This is a genomic window from Streptomyces sp. NBC_00122, assembly GCF_045160845.1.
GTDB lineage: Bacteria > Actinomycetota > Actinomycetes > Streptomycetales > Streptomycetaceae > Streptomyces.
Map to the genome: position 1 here is coordinate 4,262,731 of NZ_CP108191.1, position 21,124 is coordinate 4,283,854.

A 21,124-nucleotide genomic window follows, 5' to 3' on the forward strand; every position below is an offset into this window, starting at 1 on the left:
CCCCGGAGAGGTACTTCGTTCACCCGAAGGTGCTAATCCAGGGGCGTCCGTATGGCGCAATACGAAAATGTGGCCCCCTTCGCCCGGGGCCCCACTTATTCTCCCCATTCGGTACCGGTCCGATTCGGTACCCGGCTTGAACGGCCCAGGGGAGGAGAACGCCATGCGGGTACTTCCTCCGGGAGCGCGCGGATACATCCTGTGCGCCGTCCTCGCGGCAGCCGCGTGCGTCGCCCCGGCCCTCGCCGGTTCCGATGCGCCCCGGGAGTCCGTGGCGCTGCTCGCCGTGCTCTACCTCGGCTGCGAGCTCGTGAAGAGCCGGCCGCTGCCGGGCGGCCGGGTTCCCGAGGGCATCGGCTCCTTCTTCCCCGTGGTGCTGGCCGCCGTCTTCCTGCTGCCGCCCGCCGCCGCCGCGCTCGTGGCGCTGCCCGGCGCCCTCGCGGGGACCGTGGTCCAACGGCCCGCCTGGGTGCGCCGGGTGTGGCACGGCGCGCAGCAGTCGATAGCCGCCTGGGCCGCCGGGCAGACGTACCAACTGCTGCGCGGCCCGGCGGCGCTGGGCTCCTCCGGGGGCTCCGGGCCGCCCGGTGCCGCGGACCCGCCCGTCTGGGTGGCCGACTTCCCGTACGTGATGCTCCCCGCGGCGGCCGCGGCCGTCGTCTTCTGCCTGGTGCTCACCGCCCTCGACGGAGGCGTCCTGGCCACCGCGGAACGCCGGCCCGCCGCCACCGCCTGGCGCGGACTGCTCACCCGGTCGCTCGCCCCGCACTGCGTGCACGGCCTGGCCGGGCTGATGATGGCCGTCATGTGGCGCAGCCCGTACGGTGTCCCGGCCGCGCTGCTCGTCCTCCTGCCGATGTACATCTCCTGCTGGGTCTTCGCCCAGTACCACCGCGAACGCGCCGCCCACCAGGCCACCATCCGCGCGCTCGTCCAGGCCGTCGACATCAAGGACCGCTACACGCGCGGCCACAGCGAACGGGTCGGCCAGGCCTCCGCGATGATCGCCCGCGAGCTGGGCATGGCCGAGGACCGCCTGGAGGTCGTCCGCATCGCCGGGATCCTGCACGACGTCGGCAAGCTCGGCGTCCCGACGCGGCTGCTGCGCAAGGACGGGCCGCTCACCCCGGAAGAGCGCCGCGTCATCGAACTGCACCCCGAGTACGGGCACGAGATGGTGCGCGGGATCGGCTTCCTCGGGGAGGCCCGGTCCGCGATCCTGCACCACCACGAGCGGGTCGACGGCTCCGGCTACCCGTACGGGCTGACCGGCGACCAGATCCCGGTACTGGCCCGGGTGGTGGCCGTGGCCGACGCCTTCGACGCGATGACCTCCACCCGCTCCTACAGCCGGGCCCGGCCCGTGGAGGCCGCCCTGGCGGAACTGGCGCGGTGCGCGGGGGCGCAGTTCGACCCGGCGATGGTGGGGGCCCTGACCGGGGCCGTCGGACGGCACGGCTGGCATCCGGTGGTCACCTCCGACGACGACCTCCAGGTGATCGGCGGCGGCTCGCCCACCGGGGGCGGGCCCGGGGCGCCGACCCTGCCCGCCCTGCCCGGCCAGGGCGCCGGCCCGGCCGTGGCCACCCCCGTGTCCCCCGCGCCACCGGGGGCCGGCACGTGAGGCCGGCCGCCGTCTGGACCGTGCGGGGCGCGGCCGCAGCGCTCACCGCCGTCGGGCTCGGGCACACCCTGTGGAACGGGCTCGCCGAACCCGGCACCGCCCTGGCCTTCGGGATCCTGATCACCATCGGCGAGCTCGCCCGCCGGGAGCGCCGCGAACCCACCGACCGCCGGCCCGCGCCGCTCGGCTCCGCCGGAGCCCTCGCCTACGCCCTGCTCGGCCAGCTCGCCGGGCGGCCCACCCACCACGGGGTGCTGCAGATCGTCGCGGTCGTCGTAGCGGCCGCCCTCGCCGGGGCCGTCCCGCACGTCGCCCGGGGCCGCGGCCCCGCCGTGGACCACGTCGCCCGCCGGGTCCTCACCGTCGCCTTCGCCGCCGTCTGTTTCCAGCCTCTCTACAACTCGGGCCGCCTGGAGGAGCGGGTGGGCCAGGGCCCGTACCTCGTCCTCTTCCTGCTCCTCCTCCTCGGCCTCACCGCCCTGTGCGACGCGGTGCTCGCCGCCGCCCTCGCCGCGGCCCGGACCGGCTGGCCGTACGGGCCCCTGCTCCGCGACGAGCTGCGCGCCCAGCTCGGCATCGGCTCGGCGATCTGCGCCACGGGCGTCGTGATGGCCCTCGGCGTGGCCGGCGCGGGGCTGTGGGCCCTGCCCGTGTTCAGCGTGCCGTTGCTGCTGACCCAGATGTCCTTCCACCGGATCACCGCGATCCGCACCACCTACCGCCAGACCATCACCTCCCTGGCCCGGGCCACGGAGATCGCCGGCTACACCCCGCCCGGCCACTCCCGCCGGGTCGCCTCCCTGAGCTGCGCCGTCGGCCGGGAGCTGGGGCTGTCGGAGCGGGAGCTCACAGTGCTGGAGTACGCCGCGCTGATGCACGACATCGGGCAGCTCTCCCTCGTCGACCCGGTCCCGGACGGGGCGACCGCGCAGCTGCCCGCCGCCGAAGCCCGGCGGATCGCCGAGCTGGGCGGGGAGGTGGCCCGCCAGACCGGGGTGCCGGCCGAGGTCGCCGTGGTGGTGGAGCGGCAGGCGGATCCCTACCGGGAGCAGCCCGTCGCCGCCCGCATCGTGCGGGCGGTGAACGCGTACGACGACCTGGCCGGCGGGAACCGTCACCCGGGCGGCTCACTGGCCGCTCTGGAGCAGCTCCGCCTGGGCACCGGGCACGAGTACCAGCCGGAGGTCGTGGAGGGCTTGGCGAGGGTTCTGGCCAGGGGTGGACGTGACAGAGTTGTTCCTGTCCAACCTGGGTAACCCATGGGTAATGAGCGGCCGTCCGAGTGGGCATGGTTGGATGCCTGTAAGAGGGACCGTGAGAGTGTCCGCAAGGTTGCACTGTAGGACCGGCAGGCGGGAATCGTGAGGATCTTCGGGAAGGTACGGCATCGGCCCTCCGCCTCGTGGCGGCAGGCCACCGACCGCGCGTTCACGCTGATCGGCGACGGGCGGTACGAGGACGCGGGGGCGCTCCTGACCAGAGCCGCGGACCTGGAGCCCTGGCTGTCCGAGTCCTGGTTCAACCTGGCTCTGCTGCACAAGTTCCGGCACGACTGGGAGCAGGCGCGGTCCGCCGGGCTGCGCGCCGTGGCCCTGCTGGACCGGGAGACCGGCGCCCCGGACTGGTGGAACGTGGGGATCGCCGCGACCGCCCTGCAGGACTGGCCGCTGGCCAGGCGGGCCTGGCAGGCGTACGGGCTCAAGGTGCCCGGCGACCCGCACGGCGCCGGAGCGGGCAACGGGAAGCACGGCGGTGAGCCGGTCGGCATGGAGCTCGGCAGCGCAGCCGTTCGGCTGTCGCCCGAGGGCGAGGCCGAGGTGGTCTGGGGCCGCCGGCTGGACCCGGCCCGCATCGAGGTCCTGTCGATCCCGCTGCCCTCCTCGGGGCGCCGCTGGGGCGAGGTGGTGCTCCACGACGGGGTCCCGCACGGCGAGCGGGTCACCGCGGCCGGACCCTCCTACCCGGTCTTCGACGAGATCGAGCTGTGGGCGCCGTCGCCGGTGCCGACCTGGGTGGTGCTGCTGGAGGCGGCCGGCGAGACGGACCGCGACGCGCTGGAGCAGCTGGCCGCGGACGCGGGCTTCGCCGCCGAGGACTGGTCCTCGTCGGTGCGGCTGCTGTGCCGGACCTGTTCGGAGAGCGAGATGCCGAGCGACGAGGGGGACGGGGAGCACCTGGACCCGCACGACCACAGCGAGCCGGGGCACCCCGGACCGCTGGGTCACCGCACGGCCGGTTCCGGATCTCTGTGGGTGCCCGAGCGGGAGTGCGGCATCGCGGCTCCGGCCGGCCTGGTGCGCGGACTGCTCGACGGCTGGGTCGCCGACAGCCCGGACAGCCGGGAGTGGCGGGATCTCGAAGAAGTCTGCTGAGCCGGGCCGTAGGCTGTACGGGCACATCGGTGACTTACGGAAGGCGTACGGCGGATATGGCGCAGCAGGAGAACGAGGTTGTCGAGGCCGAGGCGGCCGGTACCGAGGTGAACGACGGGTACGTCGTGGACACCGAGGACTGTGCGGAGCGCGAGCTCGCCCACCGCGAGCGCGGCACCGCCCGCCCGATCACGGTGGTCGGCAACCCGGTCCTGCACCGCGAGTGCAAGGACGTCACCGAGTTCGGCGACGAGCTGGCGCAGCTGATCGACGACATGTTCGCCAGCCAGAAGGCCGCAGAGGGTGTGGGCCTGGCCGCGAACCAGATCGGCGTGGACGCCAAGGTCTTCGTGTACGACTGCCCGGACGACGACGGCGTGCGGCACACCGGTGTCGTGGTCAACCCGAAGCTCGTGGAGCTGCCGGCCGGCGCGCGGGTGCTGGACGACTCCAACGAGGGCTGCCTGTCGGTCCCGACGGCGTACGCCTCGCTGGCCCGCCCGGACTACGCCGAGGTCGAGGGCCACGACGCGCAGGGCAACCCGATCAAGGTGCGCGGCACCGGCTACTTCGCGCGCTGCCTGCAGCACGAGACCGACCACCTGTACGGGTACCTGTACATCGACCGGCTCTCGAAGCGGGACCGCAAGGACGCCCTGCGGCAGATGGAAGAGGGCACCCCGCGTTACGAGACCGTCCCGAACGACTGATCTCCCGCGGCGTACGCACGCGCACCTGCGGCAGGACCCCGATCCGGAACCGGATCGGGGTCCTGCCGCAGGTGCGCACGGCTCTGGACTAGCGCGGGGCAGAACCCCAGCCGCTGTCGCCGGGAACGGGGTTCGACGCGGCGTCGGCCGGAGCCGCGCCCCAGCCGCTGTCGACTGGTGCGAAACCCCAGCCGCTGTCCGCGGAAGCGGTCGCGGCCGCGCCGCCGACGAGCAGAACGGCGAACGCGGCGGCGGCGAGGATACGGGCGGTACGGGTCATAGCAGGCCCCCCTGGGCAGTGGTGAGCGGCGCGAGGCCGGACGCTGTACGGGTGCGGCCAGGTCAGGCCTCATCACGGTACGATACCGCTTGACTACGCAGGGACTTGGTTTGGGCCAAAGGTTCCCTGTTTCTCGGCCAGAGCGTACCGGTCAGGCCGCGGCCTGCGGCCCCCGGAAGGTGCGCCTGAAGGCGTTCGGCGTGGTGCCGAGCGTCCGCAGGAAGTGGTGGCGCAGGGCGGCCGCGTTGCCGAAGCCGCACCGGCCCGCGATCGCGTCGACGGTCTCGTCGGTGGACTCCAGCAACTCCTGGGCCAGCAGGACCCGCTGGCGGAGCACCCACTGGTACGGGGTGGTGCCGGTCTCCTGGAGGAAGCGGCGGGCGAAGGTGCGCGGCGACATGTGCGCGCGCTCCGCGAGCTGCTCGACGGTGATCTCGCCGTCCAGGTGGCGGGCCATCCACCCGATCACCTCGCCCAACGTGTCGCAGGCCGTGCGGGGGAGCGGGCGCCGGATGAACTGCGCCTGCCCGCCGTCCCGGTGCGGCGGTACGACCATCCGCCGCGCGATGGTGTTGGCCACCTCGGCGCCCTGCTCCTGCCGTACCACGTGCAGGCAGGCGTCGATGCCCGAGGCGGTGCCCGCCGAGGTGATCACCTGGCCCTCGTCCACGTACAGCACGTCGGGGTCGACCAGGGCTCGCGGGTAGCGGCGCGTCAGGGTCGGGGCGTGCATCCAGTGGGTGGTGCAGCGGCGGCCGTCGAGCAGGCCGGCCGCGCCCAGCATGAAGGCCCCGTTGCACACGCTCAGCACCCGTGCCCCCCGGTCCACGGCCCGGCGCAGGGCCGCCAGCAGCGGCTCGGGGTACTCGCGGGTCGCGGCCCGGCGGTCGGCCGGCACGCAGATCAGGTCCGCGCTCTCCAGTCGCTCCAGGCCGTACGGGACGACGATCTCGAAATGCCCGTCGCCGGTCGGGGAGCGCCGCTCCTGCGCCGCACATACGGCGAAGTCGTAGACCGGCAGTCCCATGTCGCTGCGGTCGATTCCGAAGACCTCGCAGAAGATCCCCAGCTCGAACGGGGCGACACCGTCGACGAGAGCCACGGCCACATTGGTCAGCATGGCCCCAGTGTGGCAGTAATTCGTTCTTTGATGACAGTCCTGCCACTCGTCGATCATGGCCGAACAGGCGGACAGTGGAGGTATGAGCACTTTCGTGAACTACCTCGCCGTTCTGGTCATCGCCGCCGTCCTGCTCGGGCCCAGCCTGTACGGGGCGCGCGGCGACCGGCGGATCGACCGGCAGCTGCGGGCCGCCGCGACCCGGCTGGTGTGGCTGCCCCGCCAGCGAGCGGGCGGTCTGCCGCCCACCCCGCGCCGGCGCGGCATCCGGTTCGTCACCTGGCGTCGGGGACGCATGGCCCACTGAGCCCCGGCCCCCGAACGCGAGGAGCCGGAACGCGGTCGTCCTTCGCGTTCCGGCTCCGTGCGCACATGCGCGGACGGGCTAGAAGTCCTCGTCCAGGTCGACCGTGCCCTCGACCGCGACCTGGTAGGCCGACGGACGGCGCTCGAAGAAGTTCGTCAGCTCCTGGACGCCCTGCAGCTCCATGAAGGAGAACGGGTTCTGCGAGCCGTACACCGGCGGGAAGCCGAGGCGGACCAGTCGCTGGTCCGCGACGCACTCCAGGTACTCGCGCATCGACTCGGTGTTCATGCCCGGCAGGCCGTCGCCGCACAGGTCGCGGCCGAACTGCAGCTCCGCCTCCACGGCCTCCTTCAGCATGTCGGTGACCTGCTGCTGGAGCGCGTCGTCGAAGAGCTCCGGCTCCTCCTTGCGGACCGTGTCCACGACCTCGAACGCGAAGTTCATGTGCATGGTCTCGTCGCGGAACACCCAGTTGGTGCCGGTGGCCAGGCCGTGCAGCAGACCGCGCGAGCGGAACCAGTAGACGTACGCGAAGGCGCCGTAGAAGAACAGGCCCTCGATGCACGCGGCGAAGCAGATCAGGTTCAGCAGGAAGCGGCGCCGGTCGGAAGCCGTCTCCAGCCGGTCGATCTTCTCGACCGAGTCCATCCACTTGAAGCAGAACTGCGCCTTCTCACGGATCGACGGGATCTCCTCGACCGCGTCGAAGGCGGCCGAGCGGTCGTCCGGGTCGGGCAGGTAGGTGTCGAGCAGCGTCAGGTAGAACTGGACGTGCACGGCCTCCTCGAACAGCTGGCGCGACAGGTACAGGCGCGCCTCCGGGGAGTTGATGTGCTTGTAGAGCGTCAGCACCAGGTTGTTGGAGACGATCGAGTCGCCCGTCGCGAAGAACGCGACCAGCCGGCCGATCATGTGCTGCTCGGAGGGCGTCAGCTTCGCCAGGTCGGCGACGTCCGAGTGGAGGTCGACCTCCTCGACGGTCCAGGTGTTCTTGATCGCGTCCCGGTAGCGCTCGTAGAAGTCCGGGTAGCGCATGGGGCGGAGCGTGAGCTCGAAGCCCGGGTCCAGGAGGTTCTTGTTGTCGGTGGAGCTCATTACTGGCAGGCCTCGCAGGACTCGGGGTTCTCAAGGGAGCAGGCCAGGGCATCGGCGTCGACGGCCTGCGGGAGCGGGGTGGCGGCGGCCGGGACGGCGGAGCCGGACGCGGCGCGGGCGATCTTCGTCGCCGGGCGGGAGCGCAGGTAGTACGTGGTCTTCAGCCCCTGCTTCCAGGCGTACGCGTACATCGAGCTGAGCTTGCCGATGGTGGGCGTCTCCAGGAACAGGTTCAGCGACTGCGACTGGTCGAGGAACGGCGTACGGGCCGCCGCCATGTCGATCAGACCGCGCTGCGGGATCTCCCACGCCGTGCGGTACAGCTCGCGCACCTCGGCCGGGATCCAGCCGAAGCCCTGCACCGAGCCGCTGGACTCGCGCAGCGCCTCGCGGGTCTGGGCGTCCCACACGCCGAGCTGCTTCAGCTCGTCCACCAGGTACGCGTTGACCTGGAGGAACTCGCCGCTCAGCGTCTCGCGCTTGAAGAGGTTGGAGACCTGCGGCTCGATGCACTCGTACACACCCGCGATCGAGGCGATCGTCGCCGTCGGGGCGATGGCCAGGAGCAGCGAGTTGCGCATGCCGCTCTCGGCGACACGGGCGCGCAGCGCGTCCCAGCGCTCCGGCCAGTTCAGCTCGACGTCGTAGTGGTCCGGGTGCAGGACGCCGCGGGCGGTGCGGGTCTTGTCCCAGGCGGGCAGCGGGCCGCTGCGCTCGGCGAGGTCGCAGGAGGCCTCGTACGCGGCCAGCATGATCCGCTCGGAGAGCTTGGTGGACAGGGCCTTCGCCTCGGGGGAGTCGAAGGGCATCCGCAGCTTGAAGAAGACGTCCTGGAGGCCCATCGCACCCAGACCGACCGGGCGCCAGCGGGCGTTGGAGCGGCCGGCCTGCTCGGTCGGGTAGAAGTTGATGTCCACCACGCGGTCGAGGAAGGTCACGGCGGTGCGGACGGTCTCGTCCAGCCGCTCCCAGTCGATGTCGGGACCGTTCGCCGTGTCGATGACGAACGCGCCCATGTTGACCGAGCCGAGGTTGCAGACGGCCGTCTCGCCGTCGTTGGTGACCTCGATGATCTCGGTGCACAGGTTCGAGGAGTGGACGACCGAGCCCGGCTCGGCGGTCTGGTTCGCCGTGCGGTTGGAGGCGTCCTTGAAGGTCATCCAGCCCTGGCCGGTCTGCGCGAGGGTGCGCATCATCCGGCCGTACAGGTCGCGGGCGGGCATGGTCTTGCGGGCCAGGCCCGACTCCTCGGCCTTGCGGTAGGCGGCGTCGAACTCGTCGCCCCACAGGTCCACCAGCTCGGGTACGTCGGCCGGGGAGAACAGCGACCAGTCGGCGTCGGCGTTCACGCGGCGCATGAACTCGTCCGGCACCCAGTGGGCGAGGTTCAGGTTGTGCGTACGGCGCTGGTCCTCACCGGTGTTGTCGCGGAGCTCCAGGAACTCCTCGATGTCCGCGTGCCAGGTCTCCAGGTAGACGGCGGCGGCGCCCTTGCGCCGGCCGCCCTGGTTCACGGCGGCGACGGAGGCGTCGAGGGTCTTCAGGAACGGCACGATGCCGTTGGAGTGGCCGTTGGTGCCGCGGATCAGCGAACCGCGGGCGCGGATGCGGGAGTACGACAGACCGATGCCGCCGGCGTGCTTGGAGAGGCGGGCGACCTGGTGGTAGCGGTCGTAGATCGAGTCGAGCTCGTCCAGCGGGGAGTCCAGCAGGTAGCAGGAGGACATCTGCGGGTGCCGGGTGCCGGAGTTGAAGAGCGTGGGGGAGGAGGGCAGGTAGTCGAGGCGGCTCATCAGCCGGTACAGCGAGGCCACTTCCTCGACGGCGCGCATGCTCTCGTCCTCCGCGAGGCCGCAGGCCACGCGCAGCATGAAGAACTGCGGGGTCTCCACGACCTGGCGGGTGATCGGGTGGCGCAGCAGGTAGCGGCTGTGCAGGGTGCGCAGGCCGAAGAAGCCGAAGCGGTCGTCGGCGCCCTCGATGAGGGCGTGCTCCACCAGCGCGTCCAGGCGGCTCGCGTGGATGCGTACGAAATCGGCCGTGCGGTCGGCGATGAGCCCCTCGCGGTGCCCGACCGCGACCGACTCGGAGAAGGAGGTGGCTCCCTGGCCGGCGGCCTCGTCACGGACGGCGAGCGTCAGCAGCCGTGCGGCGAGGCGGGAGTAGGCCGGGTCCTCGGAGATGAGCCCCGCGGCGGCCTCGGTGGCCAGGGCGCGCAGTTCGGCGTCGTCGGCGGCGGAGCTGCGGCCGCGCAGCGCGGCGGCGGCGACCCGGCCGGGGTCGGTGTCGGGGAGGTCCGCCGTCAGTTCGGTGAGGGTACGCAGCAGCGTGGCCCCCGGGCCCTCGGTGTTGTCGCCAGAAGTGGACTCGGCGCGCGGTGCGGAAGGCGCGATGGTCACGGCGGGAGCTCTCCCTCGCTCGGCCCGGACATCGGCGGGGCGGGGCGCGAGCGGGCGCATGCGGGCGTGGCGGAACGCGTAGACCGCATGGCGTCCACCGGCCCAACCGCGAGGCCCGGACGTATCGGCACCCGGTTCGGTCGAGCCGGGCGCGCTGTCGGCAGGTCCTCGGACTTGGCTATGCACCGATCGGTGCACTTCATACCGTTGCGGGACAGTTCCGGATTCGCACCGGATTCCCCTGCGGCGACAGCAGGCATGAGCATACATGTGGGGGCGGCCGGATGCGGCAGCCCCTACATGTTGTGTCGGCGTGGCTACAGCTTCAACCGATAAGTGTGCAACTTCAGGTCGTCGATGGGTGACCAGTCCCGCTCGGGAGTGCGTACGAAGCCCAGTCGCGCGTAGATCCGGTGGGCGCCGGCCATGGAGTGCTGGGTGGAGAGCACCAGCGCCGTCACGCCCTCGATGGCCCGGGCCCGTTCGACGCACGCCCGCACCAGGGCCTCGCCGGCACCCTGGCCGCGAGCGTCGTGGGCCACGGCGAGCATCCGGAACTCGGCCTCGTCCGGGCCGGCGATGTCGGCGAGCGGGCTGCCGGGCGGGGCGAAGGTCACTCCGCCCAGGACCCGTCCGTCCCGTTCGGCGACGAGGACCTCGGCCTCGGCGGCCCGGCCGGCCACGTCGCGCAGCACGTGCAGGTACTCGTCGTCCTCGCCGAAGTCCAGGTGTCCGTCGGCGAGGTAGGCCCGGGCGGTGATCTCGCCCAGTTCCGCGTGGTCGGCGGGCCGCACCGGCCTGATCGTGATGTCCATGCAATCGAGTCTGCCGGAGGCATGGCGAAGAGACCCACCCTTTTACGGCGGGGCCCTTCGGCTGCCCCTCAGCAGCAGCGGAAGCCCTCGCGGGGGTCCGCCTCGCGCGCGTCCGTGCGGGCCCGCTCGAACTGCCGGCGGGTCAGGACCCGCGCGTCCGGGTCGTGGGAGCGGGCGTGGGCCACGTACCGGTCGTACGCCGCCTCCCCCGAGAACTCCCGTACGTAGAACCGGGCCCGCGCCAGCACGCCGCGCAGGCTCGTACGGCCGCTCGTGGAGCCGCTCATGAGGACAGGGGCTCCTTGGCCCGGCCGCCGCCCGAGTCCAGGCCGGCCAGGGCCAGCTCCGCCCTCTCCTCGGCGGTCGGGATCAGCCCGGCCGGAGCGATGATCTTCGACTCGGTCCACGGGACCTCGGCGAGCTTCACGGACTCCGGGCTGCTGACGGCCTTGAAGCAGGTCCGGGCCGCGTCCGCCAGCACGATGATGATGAGGATCGCGAACAGGGCCGACAGGGCGCCGTCCACCGTGGCGTTGGTGACCACGGTGTGCATGTCGTCCATGTTCTTGGCGGGCGGCAGGACCTTGCCCGCGTCGATCCCGGCCTGGTACTTGTCGCGCTGCGCGAAGAAGCCGACCTTCACGTCGTCGGAGAAGATCTTCTGGTAGCTCGCGGTGAGCGTGACCGCCACGTCCCACGCCAGCGGAACACCCGTCACCCAGGCCCACTTCAGCCGGCCGGACTTGACCAGCAGGGTGGTGCAGACGGCCAGGGCGACCGCCGCGAGCAGCTGGTTCGCGATCCCGAACAGCGGGAAGAGCTGGTTGATGCCGCCCAGCGGGTCCTTGATGCCGACCCAGAGGAAGTAGCCCCAGCCGAGGACGACGATGGCGCTCGCCAGCCAGACGCCCGGCTTCCAGCTGACGTCCTTGAAGGGCTTGTGCACGTTGCCGAGGGTGTCCTGGAGCATGAACCGGCCGACGCGGGTGCCCGCGTCGAGCGTGGTCAGGATGAACAGCGCCTCGAACATGATGGCGAAGTGGTACCAGAAGGCCTTCATCCCGGCGCCGCCGAGGACGGCCGAGAAGATCTCCGACATTCCGAGTGCGAAGGTCGGCGCGCCGCCCGTACGGGAGAGCAGGGTGGCCTCCTCCACGTCCTTCGCGGCCTGGGCGAGTGCGTCCGGGGAGATGGCGAAGCCGAAGTTGGTCACCGCCGTCGAGGCGGTCTCGACCGTGGTGCCGATGACTCCGGCGGGGGAGTTCACGGCGAAGAACAGACCGGGCTCGATGATGCAGGCCGCGATGATCGCCATGACCGCGACGAACGACTCGGTGAGCATCGCGCCGTAGCCGATGACCCGGACCTGGGTCTCCTTCTGGATCATCTTCGGCGTGGTGCCCGAGGCGACCAGCGAGTGGAAGCCGGACAGGGCCCCGCACGCGATGGTGATGAAGACGAAGGGGAACATCGAGCCGGCGAAGACGGGGCCGTCGCCGCGGGCCGCGAAGTCGGTGACCGCGGGCATCTTCAGGGTCGGCATCGCGATCACCACGCCCACGGCGAGCAGCGCGATCGTGCCGATCTTCATGAAGGTGGACAGGTAGTCGCGGGGCGCGAGGAGCATCCACACCGGCAGCACCGACGCGACGAAGCCGTACACCACCATCCAGATGACCAGCGTCTCCTTCTCCAGCGTGAAGGTGGAGGCGAAGGAGGACTCGGCGACCCAGCCGCCCGCGACGATGGCGAGCAGCAGCAGCGCGACGCCGATGACGGAGATCTCGGTGACCCGGCCCGGGCGCAGCACGCGCAGGTAGAAGCCCATGAAGAGGGCGATGGGGATGGTCATGCCGATGGAGAAGACGCCCCACGGGGAGTGCGCCAGCGCGTTGACGATGACGAGTGCGAGCACCGCCAGCAGGATGATCATGATGGCGAACACGGCGACGAGGGCGGCGGCACCGCCCACGGGGCCGATCTCGTCCCGGGCCATCTGGCCGAGCGAGCGCCCGTCGCGCCGGGTGGAGAAGAACAGCGTGACCATGTCCTGGACGGCGCCCGCGAAGATGACGCCCGCGACGATCCAGATGGTGCCCGGCAGATAGCCCATCTGGGCGGCGAGCACGGGGCCGACGAGCGGGCCGGCGCCGGCGACGGCCGCGAAGTGGTGGCCGAAGAGCACCCGCCGGTCGGTGGGGTGGAAGTCGACACCGTTGTCGAGGCGTTCGGCGGGGGTGGCCCGCGTCTTGTCCACCTTCAGCACGCGGTGCGCGATGAACCGGGAGTAGAAGCGGTAGCCGATCGCGTACGAGCCCAGGGCGGCGGCGAGCAGCCAGGCGGCCGAGATCTCCTCGCCGCGCGAGAGCGCGAGCACGGCCCAGCCGAGGGCGCCGATGAGGCCGACGAGTACCCACACGGCGATGGACTTCGGTGAAGGCGAGCCCGGAGCGCCGCCCGGACTCGCCGCGGCCCGTTCTGTACCAGTAGCTTGCGGTTCCGCCATGGCTCTCGTCCCCTCGTCGATCACTGCCCAAGCGCAGGGAATCTACGGGGGATTGCCCGGAGAACGTAAGACCCCGTCCGTATTCCGGTATGTGGGACCGAGTGCTAGACGGCGGGTCGCTTGAGCCTGGCCACGAACTTGTAGCGGTCGCCCCGGTACACCGACCGCACCCATTCGACCGGCTCGCCGTCCGCGTCCAGGGAGTGACGGGAGAGCATCAGCATCGGCAGTCCGACGTCGGTGCCGAGCAGGCCCGCCTCGCGCGGGGTGGCCAGCGAGGTCTCGATCGTCTCCTCGGCCTCCGCGAGGTGGACGTCGTACACCTCGGCGAGAGCGGTGTAGAGGGAGGTGTACTTGGCGAGCGAGCGGCGCAGGGCGGGGAACCGCTTGGCCGACAGGTGGGTGGTCTCGATGGCCATCGGCTCACCGCTGGCCAGCCGCAGGCGCTCGATGCGCAGGACTCGTCCGCCGGTGTTGATCTTGAGCAGTCCGGCGAGGGTGTCGTCGGCGGTCACGTAGCCGATGTCGAGGAGCTGGGAGGTCGGTTCCAGTCCCTGGGCGCGCATGTCCTCCGTGTACGAGGTCAGTTGGAGGGCCTGCGAGACCTTGGGCTTGGCGACGAAGGTCCCCTTGCCCTGGATCCGTTCCAGCCGTCCCTCGACGACGAGCTCCTGGAGGGCCTGGCGGACGGTGGTCCGCGAGGTGTCGAACTCGGCCGCGAGCGTGCGCTCCGGCGGCACCGGCGTGCCGGGTGGCAGCGTTTCGGTCATGTCGAGCAAGTGCCGCTTGAGTCGGTAGTACTTGGGTACGCGCGCCGTGCGGGTGGCCGCCCCGCCTTCCGGCTCCGTGGTCGCCCCTTCGGTGGCCATCGCCGCCCGCCTTCCCGACTCCAGTTTCGCTGCCGTCACCGGCTCCTCCGATATGTGCGGTCACATCGTGACACGTGTGGGGGGACAGGCCTTCTCTCTCCCCAGGTGTCGGTCCGATAACGGACCGAGCACCCGCTCATTAGACCCTTGACACCCCTAAAGGTCTAGGCCAAGCTCCAGCTACTGGTCTACACCAATATGGATCAGATCCCGGCCCCACGGGCAGTACTTGGTACGTATGTCACCGCGGCGGGCGAGGGAAGTTGCAGGCAGCATCCCTGAGGAGGGTGGCGTGAAGCGCAAGCTCATCGCGGCGGTCAGTGTCGCGGGCATGATGGCCGGAGTCGCGGCGTGCGGCAACGGCGGCGACGACAAGGGCACGACCGACGCGGGTGGCGCCAAGGAGATCACCGTCTGGGTGATGGACGGCTCCGCGCCGAAGGCCTGGATCGACGAGGTCAACAAGGAGTTCTCGGCCAAGCACCCCGGTGTCACGGTAAAGGTCGAAGAGCAGCAGTGGAAGGGCATCCAGGAGAAGGTCACCACGGCCCTCTCCGAGAACACCCCGCCGGACGTCCTCGAACTCGGCAACACCCAGACCGCCGGCTACGCGGTCACCGGCGGCCTCGCCGACCTGACCAAGGACAAGGCCAAGCTCGGCGCCGACGCCTGGCAGAAGAGCATGCTCGCCTCGGCCGAGTACGAGGGCAAGCTCTACTCCGCTCCGTGGTACGCGGCCAACCGCGTCGTCGTGTACGACAAGAAGGCCTTCGCGAAGGCGGGCGTCACCCCGCCGACCACCCGTGACGAGTGGGTCGCCGGCCTCGAGAAGCTGAAGGCCGCGGACCCGTCCACGCAGCCGATCTACCTCCCCGGACAGAGCTGGTACGTCCTCGCGGGCTTCATCTGGGACGAGGGCGGCGACCTCGCCGTCAAGGACGGCGGCAAGTGGAAGGGCGGTCTCGGCACCCCCCAGGCCGCCTCCGCGATGGAGTTCTACAAGAAGCTCCAGGCATACTCCACCGCCCCCAAGGACAAGGACGAGGCCACCCCGCAGCAGTCCACCGACATCGTTCCCAAAGGCGGCGTCGCCTCCTGGATCGGTCTCGGCTGGGAGGCAGGCGGCGCGGAGAAGGCCCTGAAGGACGCGGGCAAGGAGGCCGACTTCGGCTACTTCCCGATCCCGGGCAAGACCGCCGACAAGACCGGCACCGTCTTCCTCGGCGGCTCGAACCTCGCCGTCGCCGAGCGCTCCAAGAACAAGGAGCTCGCCAAGGAGTGGCTGGCCCTCGCCGCAGGCAAGGACCAGATGGCGAAGTACGCCGCCGAGACCAAGGGCGCGCTGCTCCCCAACCAGGCCGGCGCGAACTTCGCCCCCGCCGCGGGCTCCTTCGCCGAGGCCATGGGCAAGGCCGGCGTCAACGGCAAGATCACCCCGGTCACCCCGGGCTGGGCGAACGTCGAGACCGAGCCGAACCCCGTCAAGGAGTTCATGACCAAGGTCCTGAAGGGTGAGGACGCCGCCAAGGCGGGCGCGGACGCGGACAAGGAAATCGCGAGCCGCATCAACAAGTAGTCCCGCCCCGCAGTACCGGCACGACCCGCACTACCCAGCAGTGTGAACGCACCGGGGGGTGCGGCAGGCGCCCAGCCGCCTGCCGTGCCCCCGGTCGCGCATTTGACTCCACAGTCAACCGCGAGGAAGCCAGACATGACCGTGCACTCCCAGGGAGCGATGACCAGCGCTCCACAGGACGCACCACTGAAGTCCGCCGGGCGGCCCGAGGGGCCCGCCACCACGACCGGCCCCGGTCATACGTCTCCTCGCGGGGGCAGAAAGCCGCTCCCCTCGGGGTGGCTGCCCTACCTGCTGGTCGGGCCCGCCGTGCTCGCCCTCGCGACGCTCCTGCTGTACCCGCTGATCAAGAACGTGATCCTGTCCGTCCAGGACATCAACAAGATCGAGTTCATCCAGCGGAAGTACCCCTTCGCGGGACCGGACAACTACACCGAACTCCTCGGTGACGCGAACTTCTGGACCGTCGTCGTACGCAGCTTCGCCTTCACCCTGGCCAACGTCGTGCTGATCATGACGCTCGGCAGCCTCATCGGCATCCTGCTGAACAAGCTCGGCACGAAGATGCGCCTGGTCCTGTCGATGGCGCTGGTGATGGCCTGGGCCATGCCGATCGTCGCCTCGGTACAGGTCTTCAAGTGGCTGTTCGACGAGCAGTTCGGCGTCATGAACTGGGTCATGCGCACCGCCGGCTTCGCCGGCTACGAACAGCACAACTGGATGGAGACGGGCCTCTCCACCCTCGTGATCGTCACGATCCTGGTCGTCTGGGGATCCATCCCTTTCGTCGCCCTCAACATGTACGCCGGCCTCACCACGGTCGGCGCCGAGCTGTACGAGGCCGCCCGGATGGACGGGGCCAACGGCTGGCAGACCTTCTGGAAGATCGTCTTCCCGAACCTCAAGCCCTTCTTCCTCGTCACCACGTTCCTTGAGGTGATCTGGGTCTTCAAGGCCTTCACCCAGGTCTACGCGATGAACAAGGGCGGCCCCGACCGCGCCTCCGAGATCCTGCCGGTCTTCGCCTACGTCGAGGGCCAGAGCCAGGCCCACTACGGCCTCGCCGCCGCGATCTCCGTCCTGACGATCCTGATCCTCGTGATCGTCATGTCCTTCTACTTCCGCCTGATCCTGAAGCAGGAGGAGGAGCAGTGAGCACGACCACCGCCCCGAAGGCCGCCGCCCCCGAACCCGAGCAGAAGCTCCGCACGCGCCGGCCGGTCCGCCCCGGAGCCGTCGCCAAGAACCTCGGCGCGCTCCTGCTGGCCCTCGTCTTCGTCTTCCCCGTGTACTGGATGTTCTCCTCGGCGCTCAAGCCGTCCAGCGAGATCCTCACCAAGGACCCGGTCTTCGTCTTCACCCCGACGCTGGACAACTTCACCAAGGCCACCGGGGTCGCCAACTTCTGGACGTACGTCACCAACAGCGTCCTGGTCACCGTCGGAGCCGTCCTGCTGGCCCTGCTCGTCGCCCTCGCCGCGAGCTTCGCCATCGCCCGCATGAAGTTCAAGGGCCGCAAGGGCCTCGTCCTCGCCGTGATGATGGCCCAGATGGCCCCCTGGGAGGTCATGGTCATCGCGATGTACATGATCGCCCGCGACGCCGAGGTCCTGAACAGCCTCCCGCTGCTCACCGCGATCTACTTCGTGATGGTCCTCCCCTTCACCATCTGGACCCTCCGCGGCTTCATCGCCGCCGTCCCGGTGACGCTGGAGGAAGCCGCCCAGATCGACGGCTGCACCCGCGGCCAGGCCTTCCGCAAGGTGATCTTCCCCCTGCTGGCCCCCGGCCTGATGTCCACCTCGCTGTTCGGCTTCATCACCGCCTGGAACGAGTTCGCGATGGTCCTGATCCTGAACAAGGACAAGACCGCGCAGACCCTGCCGCTGTGGCTGACCGAGTTCCAGAGCGCGTTCGGCAACGACTGGGGCGCCACCATGGCCGCTTCCTCGCTGTTCGCGGTCCCGGTCCTGCTGATCTTCATCTTCCTCCAGCGCAAGGCCGTCGGCGGCATGACCGCCGGGGCCGTGAAGGGATAACGGCCCCATGACTGTCCTTGCGCACCGCCCCACCGCGTCCGATGCGAACGACGCCGTGACCAGGGACGCTCTCGCGGTCCTCCAGCCCGGCTTCGAAGGCACCACCGCCCCCGCCTGGCTGCTGCGCCAGGTCGGCGAAGGCCTCACCGCCGTCGGCCTGTTCGGCCGCAACATCACCTCGCCCGAGCAGCTCGCCGCGCTGACCGCGCAGCTGCGTACCGAGCGTGACGACGTCCTGGTCGCCATCGACGAGGAGGGCGGCGACGTCACCCGCCTGGAGGTCCGGGGCGGCTCGTCCTTCCCCGGCAACCTGGCCCTCGGCGCCGTCGACGACACCGCCCTGACCCGCGACGTCGCCCTCGAACTGGGCCGGCGCCTCGCCGAGTGCGGGGTCAACCTCAACTGGGCCCCGTCCGCGGACGTCAACTCCAACCCGGACAACCCGGTGATCGGCGTACGGTCCTTCGGCGCCGACACCGACCTGACGGCCCGGCACACGGCCGCGTACGTGGAAGGCCTCCAGGCCGCCGGCGTCGCCGCGTGCACCAAGCACTTCCCGGGCCACGGCGACACCAACGTCGACTCGCACCACGCGCTGCCGCGCATCGACGTGGACCTGGACACCCTCCAGGCCCGCGAGCTCGTCCCCTTCAGGGCGGCCATCGAGGCCGGCACCAAGGCCGTGATGAGCGCGCACATCCTGGTGCCCGCCCTCGACCCGACCCGACCGGCCACCCTCAGCCCGCAGATCCTGACCGGGCTGCTGCGCAAGGAACTCGGCTACGAGGGCCTGATCGTCACCGACGGCATGGAGATGAACGCCATCGCCGGGACGTACGGGATCGAGCGCGGCTCGGTCCTGGCCATCGCGGCCGGCGCCGACGCGATCTGCGTCGGCGGCGGACTCGCCGACGAGGCGACCGTGCTCCGGCTGCGTGACGCGCTGGTCGCGGCCGTCCGCGAGGGCGCGCTCCCCGAGGAGCGGCTCGCCGAGGCGGCCGCCCGGGTCCGCGCGCTGGCCGCGTGGACCCGCCGGGCCGTGCCGGATGCGCGGCCGGAGGAGGGGAGCCGCGCATCCGGCATCGGCCTGACGGCCGCCCGCCGGGCACTGATGATCACCGGCCCGGTCACCCCGCTGTCCGCCCCGTACGTAGCCACGCTCGCGCCCGTCGCGAACATCGCGGTGGGGGACGAGACCCCGTGGGGGGTGGCCGCGGAACTGGGCTCGCTGCTCCCGGGCACGGAGGCGGGCGTCTACCCGGAGGGCGCCTCGGCCGGGGACATCCTGGCGGCGGCGGGGGACCGTACCGTCGTCGCGGTGGTCCGTGACGCGCACCGGCACCCGTGGATGACGCGGGCCCTGGACGCGCTGGTCGCGGCGCGTCCGGACACGGTGGTGGTCGAGATGGGCCTCCCGCGGGCGCAGCCGCGCGGTGCCCTGCACATCGCGACGCACGGCGCCTCGCGCGTCTGCGGCCGCGCCGCCGCCGAGGTCATCGCGGGGGCGTGAACCCGCACTGAGCCGGAGCCGGGCACCCGTCACAGGGGTGGTGCCCGGCTTCGTCGCGTACCGCGCCCGGCACCGGAACGTACGGAGGGCCGGACCGCCCCTCAGGGGGAGTCCGGCCCTCCGGCGGCGGCGGGTACGGCTACAGGCCCTGCCAGGCGGGCTTTTCCGCGTACGTGTGCCGGAAGTAGTCGGCCAGCTTCAGCTTCGACGCGGCGGCCTCGTCCGCGACGACGGTCGCGTGCGGGTGCAGCTGCAGCGCGGAGGCCGGGACCAGCGCCGACAGCGGACCCTCCACGGTCTGCGCGACGGCCTCGGCCTTGCCCTCGCCCGTGGCCAGCAGGACCAGGTGGCGGGCGTCGAGGATGGTGCCGATGCCCTGGGTGATGACGTGGTGCGGCACCTGGTCGATGTCGTTGTCGAAGAAGCGCGCGTTGTCCACGCGGGTCTGCTCCGTCAGTGTCTTGATCCGGGTGCGGGAGGCCAGCGAGGAGCAGGGCTCGTTGAAGCCGATGTGGCCGTCCGTGCCGATGCCCAGCAGCTGGAGGTCGACGCCGCCCGCCGCGGCCAGGGCCTGGTCGTAGGCCGCGCACGCGGCGACGATGTCCGCCGCCGAGCCGTCGGGGCCCATGAAGGAGGCCTCGGACAGGCCGAGCGGCTCGACCACCTCGCGCAGTACGACGGCGCGGTAGGACTCCGGGTGCCCGGCCGGCAGGCCCACGTACTCGTCGAGTTGGCATATCCGTGCCTTGGAGGCGTCGACCCGCCCCGCCCTGACCTTGGCGGCGAGGGCTTCGTAGACGGGCAGCGGGGTAGAGCCGGTCGCCACGCCGAGCAGGGCATCGGGCTTGCGGCGGACCAGGGCGGCCATGGCCTCCGCGATGAGCTCGCCGCCAGCCTTGGCGTCCGGGACGATGACAACTTCCACGCGGGGCCTGCCGATCTGGAGTGGTGGTGGTATAGACCAATCTAGCAGAGGTGGCCGCCTGTGGCGGGGGTCCCGCCCACATCCATCGTGGTCCGGATCCCGGCGCCCGGCCTCCCGGGTACCGGGATCCGCCGCCGGCGCCGGCTAAGCGTCGCTTAGATCACGCTTAGACCAGCGAGAGCTGGAGGCCGCCCGTGGCGTCCAGGTGCTGGCCCGTCACCCAGCGGGAGTCCGGCGAGGCCAGGAAGGCCACCACGTCCGCGACCTCCTCCGCCGTGCCGACCCGGTGGAACACCGAGCGCGAGGCCAGGTGGGCCCGGGTCCCGGGGTCCGCGAGCAGCTCCGCGTTCAGGTCGGTCGCGGTGATGCCGGGCGCCACCGAGTTCACCGTGATCCCGCGCGGGGCCAGCTCGGCGGCCAGCGACCGGGTCAGCGCGTTCGCCGCGCCCTTCGCCATGACCGTGGCCAGGATCGCGGGCAGGGCGATGTCCGGGGTGCCGGTCACGTTCACGATCCTGCCCCCGTCCCGCAGCCGGGCCAGTCCGTGCTGGATCACGAAGAACGGCGCCTTGGCGTTGAGCGCGTGGGCCCGGTCGTACGTCTCCTCGTCCGTGTCCGAGATTCCGGCGAAGGTCGCGGCGCCCGCGTTGTTCACCAGGATGTCCACGCCGTCGGTGTGCATCGGGTGGGCCTCGTACGCCGCCCACAGGGCCCGGGCGTCGCCCGGGACCCCGAGCTCGGCCCCGATGGCGAAGGCCCGTCCCCCGGCCGCCCCGATCGTGGCCACGGTCTCCTTCGCCGCGGCCTCGCTCCGCCCGTAGTGCACGGCGACCAGCGCCCCGTCGCGCGCCAGCCGCTCCGCCACGGCCCGGCCGATACCCCGGCTGCCGCCCGTGACCAGCGCCGTCTTCCCCTTGAGCACGCCCATGACGCGCCCCCCTTCAGCATTTGCTAGTGGTCGCTACAGAAAGGAACGT

The 21,124-nt window shown here is 71.2% G+C and carries 19 protein-coding genes and 1 riboswitch; of the genes, 9 read left to right on the forward strand and 10 right to left on the reverse strand.

Going from position 1 to position 21,124, the window contains the following annotated elements; translation table 11 throughout:
* The first annotated feature begins 163 nt into the window (after window positions 1-163).
* The 4 genes from OG737_RS20400 to def all read left to right on the forward strand — a co-directional run bounded on the left by OG737_RS20400 (window position 164) and on the right by def (window position 4,706).
* On the forward strand, window positions 164-1,624 hold the full coding sequence (locus OG737_RS20400; protein ID WP_328927553.1) for an HD-GYP domain-containing protein: 1,461 nt from the start codon (window positions 164-166) through the stop codon (window positions 1,622-1,624).
* Window positions 1,621-2,880, forward strand: coding sequence for an HD-GYP domain-containing protein (locus tag OG737_RS20405; protein WP_405921845.1), 1,260 nt, complete (start codon window positions 1,621-1,623; stop codon window positions 2,878-2,880). The genes OG737_RS20400 and OG737_RS20405 overlap by 4 nt, the downstream gene beginning before the upstream one ends.
* A 105-nt stretch (window positions 2,881-2,985) precedes the next feature.
* Window positions 2,986-3,996 (forward strand): hypothetical protein, encoded by a 1,011-nt coding sequence (locus tag OG737_RS20410; protein WP_328927555.1) that lies wholly within the window; start codon window positions 2,986-2,988, stop codon window positions 3,994-3,996.
* A 56-nt stretch (window positions 3,997-4,052) separates the two neighbouring features.
* On the forward strand, window positions 4,053-4,706 hold the full coding sequence (def, locus tag OG737_RS20415; RefSeq protein WP_328927556.1) for a peptide deformylase: 654 nt from the start codon (window positions 4,053-4,055) through the stop codon (window positions 4,704-4,706).
* Window positions 4,707-4,794: 88 nt separating this feature from the next.
* On the opposite strand, the gene OG737_RS20420 is transcribed toward def, so the two are convergent.
* Both OG737_RS20420 and OG737_RS20425 read right to left on the reverse strand, forming a co-directional pair.
* Window positions 4,795-4,986, reverse strand: coding sequence for a hypothetical protein (locus tag OG737_RS20420; RefSeq protein WP_328927557.1), 192 nt, complete (start codon window positions 4,984-4,986; stop codon window positions 4,795-4,797).
* Window positions 4,987-5,137: 151 nt separating this feature from the next.
* Complete coding sequence (locus tag OG737_RS20425; protein WP_405921846.1) at window positions 5,138-6,106, reverse strand: helix-turn-helix domain-containing protein; 969 nt, start codon at window positions 6,104-6,106, stop codon at window positions 5,138-5,140.
* A gap of 82 nt (window positions 6,107-6,188) precedes the next feature.
* Between OG737_RS20425 and OG737_RS20430 the strand changes: the two genes are divergently transcribed.
* Window positions 6,189-6,413 (forward strand): hypothetical protein, encoded by a 225-nt coding sequence (locus OG737_RS20430; RefSeq protein ID WP_328927559.1) that lies wholly within the window; start codon window positions 6,189-6,191, stop codon window positions 6,411-6,413.
* 78 nt (window positions 6,414-6,491) lie between these two features.
* Here the strand turns inward: OG737_RS20430 and OG737_RS20435 are convergent, their stop codons facing one another.
* The 6 genes from OG737_RS20435 to OG737_RS20460 form a co-directional block, all read right to left on the reverse strand.
* On the reverse strand, window positions 6,492-7,508 hold the full coding sequence (locus OG737_RS20435) for a ribonucleotide-diphosphate reductase subunit beta (RefSeq protein ID WP_328927560.1): 1,017 nt from the start codon (window positions 7,506-7,508) through the stop codon (window positions 6,492-6,494).
* Window positions 7,508-9,907, reverse strand: coding sequence for a ribonucleoside-diphosphate reductase subunit alpha (locus OG737_RS20440; protein ID WP_328927561.1), 2,400 nt, complete (start codon window positions 9,905-9,907; stop codon window positions 7,508-7,510). Before OG737_RS20440 ends, OG737_RS20435 begins: the two co-directional genes overlap by 1 nt.
* Window positions 9,908-10,048: 141 nt before the next feature.
* Window positions 10,049-10,180: riboswitch (cobalamin riboswitch) on the reverse strand.
* A 44-nt stretch (window positions 10,181-10,224) separates the two neighbouring features.
* Window positions 10,225-10,722, reverse strand: coding sequence for a GNAT family N-acetyltransferase (locus tag OG737_RS20445; RefSeq protein ID WP_328927562.1), 498 nt, complete (start codon window positions 10,720-10,722; stop codon window positions 10,225-10,227).
* Between the two features lie 68 nt (window positions 10,723-10,790).
* Window positions 10,791-11,009, reverse strand: a complete 219-nt coding sequence (locus OG737_RS20450) for a YbdD/YjiX family protein (protein WP_328927563.1) — start codon at window positions 11,007-11,009, stop codon at window positions 10,791-10,793.
* Window positions 11,006-13,228: a carbon starvation CstA family protein gene (locus OG737_RS20455; RefSeq protein ID WP_405678597.1), complete on the reverse strand. Its 2,223-nt coding sequence runs from the start codon at window positions 13,226-13,228 to the stop codon at window positions 11,006-11,008. Before OG737_RS20455 ends, OG737_RS20450 begins: the two co-directional genes overlap by 4 nt.
* Before the next feature lie 104 nt (window positions 13,229-13,332).
* Window positions 13,333-14,097 (reverse strand): GntR family transcriptional regulator, encoded by a 765-nt coding sequence (locus tag OG737_RS20460; RefSeq protein ID WP_328930413.1) that lies wholly within the window; start codon window positions 14,095-14,097, stop codon window positions 13,333-13,335.
* 292 nt (window positions 14,098-14,389) lie between these two features.
* Here OG737_RS20460 and OG737_RS20465 point away from each other — a divergent pair, with 292 nt between their 5' ends.
* The 4 genes from OG737_RS20465 to OG737_RS20480 all read left to right on the forward strand — a co-directional run bounded on the left by OG737_RS20465 (window position 14,390) and on the right by OG737_RS20480 (window position 19,222).
* On the forward strand, window positions 14,390-15,673 hold the full coding sequence (locus OG737_RS20465) for an extracellular solute-binding protein (protein WP_328927565.1): 1,284 nt from the start codon (window positions 14,390-14,392) through the stop codon (window positions 15,671-15,673).
* 135 nt (window positions 15,674-15,808) lie between these two features.
* Window positions 15,809-16,828, forward strand: coding sequence for a carbohydrate ABC transporter permease (locus tag OG737_RS20470; protein ID WP_405678594.1), 1,020 nt, complete (start codon window positions 15,809-15,811; stop codon window positions 16,826-16,828).
* Window positions 16,825-17,712: a carbohydrate ABC transporter permease gene (locus OG737_RS20475; RefSeq protein ID WP_405678592.1), complete on the forward strand. Its 888-nt coding sequence runs from the start codon at window positions 16,825-16,827 to the stop codon at window positions 17,710-17,712. Before OG737_RS20470 ends, OG737_RS20475 begins: the two co-directional genes overlap by 4 nt.
* A gap of 7 nt (window positions 17,713-17,719) precedes the next feature.
* Entirely contained in the window at window positions 17,720-19,222 is a 1,503-nt protein-coding gene (locus OG737_RS20480) for a glycoside hydrolase family 3 protein (RefSeq protein WP_328927567.1), read from the forward strand.
* A 139-nt stretch (window positions 19,223-19,361) separates the two neighbouring features.
* On the opposite strand, the gene nagB is transcribed toward OG737_RS20480, so the two are convergent.
* Window positions 19,362-20,147: a glucosamine-6-phosphate deaminase gene (gene nagB, locus OG737_RS20485; RefSeq protein WP_328927568.1), complete on the reverse strand. Its 786-nt coding sequence runs from the start codon at window positions 20,145-20,147 to the stop codon at window positions 19,362-19,364.
* A gap of 166 nt (window positions 20,148-20,313) precedes the next feature.
* Window positions 20,314-21,075 carry an SDR family oxidoreductase gene (locus OG737_RS20490; RefSeq protein ID WP_328927569.1) on the reverse strand — a complete coding sequence of 254 codons (762 nt, stop codon included), beginning with the start codon at window positions 21,073-21,075 and terminating at the stop codon, window positions 20,314-20,316.
* Window positions 21,076-21,124 lie beyond the last annotated feature (49 nt).

Excerpts from the sequence above, each read along its gene's own strand:
- OG737_RS20450 (WP_328927563.1), bottom strand. The coding sequence starts at position 11,009 with ATGAGCGGCTCCACGAGCGGCCGTACGAGCCTGCGCGGCGTGCTGGCG.
- OG737_RS20425 (WP_405921846.1), bottom strand. The coding sequence starts at position 6,106 with ATGCTGACCAATGTGGCCGTGGCTCTCGTCGACGGTGTCGCCCCGTTC.
- OG737_RS20455 (WP_405678597.1), bottom strand. The coding sequence starts at position 13,228 with ATGGCGGAACCGCAAGCTACTGGTACAGAACGGGCCGCGGCGAGTCCG.
- def (WP_328927556.1), top strand. The coding sequence starts at position 4,053 with ATGGCGCAGCAGGAGAACGAGGTTGTCGAGGCCGAGGCGGCCGGTACC.
- OG737_RS20400 (WP_328927553.1), top strand. The coding sequence starts at position 164 with ATGCGGGTACTTCCTCCGGGAGCGCGCGGATACATCCTGTGCGCCGTC.
- OG737_RS20435 (WP_328927560.1), bottom strand. The coding sequence starts at position 7,508 with ATGAGCTCCACCGACAACAAGAACCTCCTGGACCCGGGCTTCGAGCTC.
- OG737_RS20470 (WP_405678594.1), top strand. The coding sequence starts at position 15,809 with ATGACCGTGCACTCCCAGGGAGCGATGACCAGCGCTCCACAGGACGCA.
- OG737_RS20460 (WP_328930413.1), bottom strand. The coding sequence starts at position 14,097 with ATGGCCACCGAAGGGGCGACCACGGAGCCGGAAGGCGGGGCGGCCACC.
- OG737_RS20480 (WP_328927567.1), top strand. The coding sequence starts at position 17,720 with ATGACTGTCCTTGCGCACCGCCCCACCGCGTCCGATGCGAACGACGCC.
- OG737_RS20420 (WP_328927557.1), bottom strand. The coding sequence starts at position 4,986 with ATGACCCGTACCGCCCGTATCCTCGCCGCCGCCGCGTTCGCCGTTCTG.
- OG737_RS20445 (WP_328927562.1), bottom strand. The coding sequence starts at position 10,722 with ATGGACATCACGATCAGGCCGGTGCGGCCCGCCGACCACGCGGAACTG.
- OG737_RS20430 (WP_328927559.1), top strand. The coding sequence starts at position 6,189 with ATGAGCACTTTCGTGAACTACCTCGCCGTTCTGGTCATCGCCGCCGTC.
- OG737_RS20490 (WP_328927569.1), bottom strand. The coding sequence starts at position 21,075 with ATGGGCGTGCTCAAGGGGAAGACGGCGCTGGTCACGGGCGGCAGCCGG.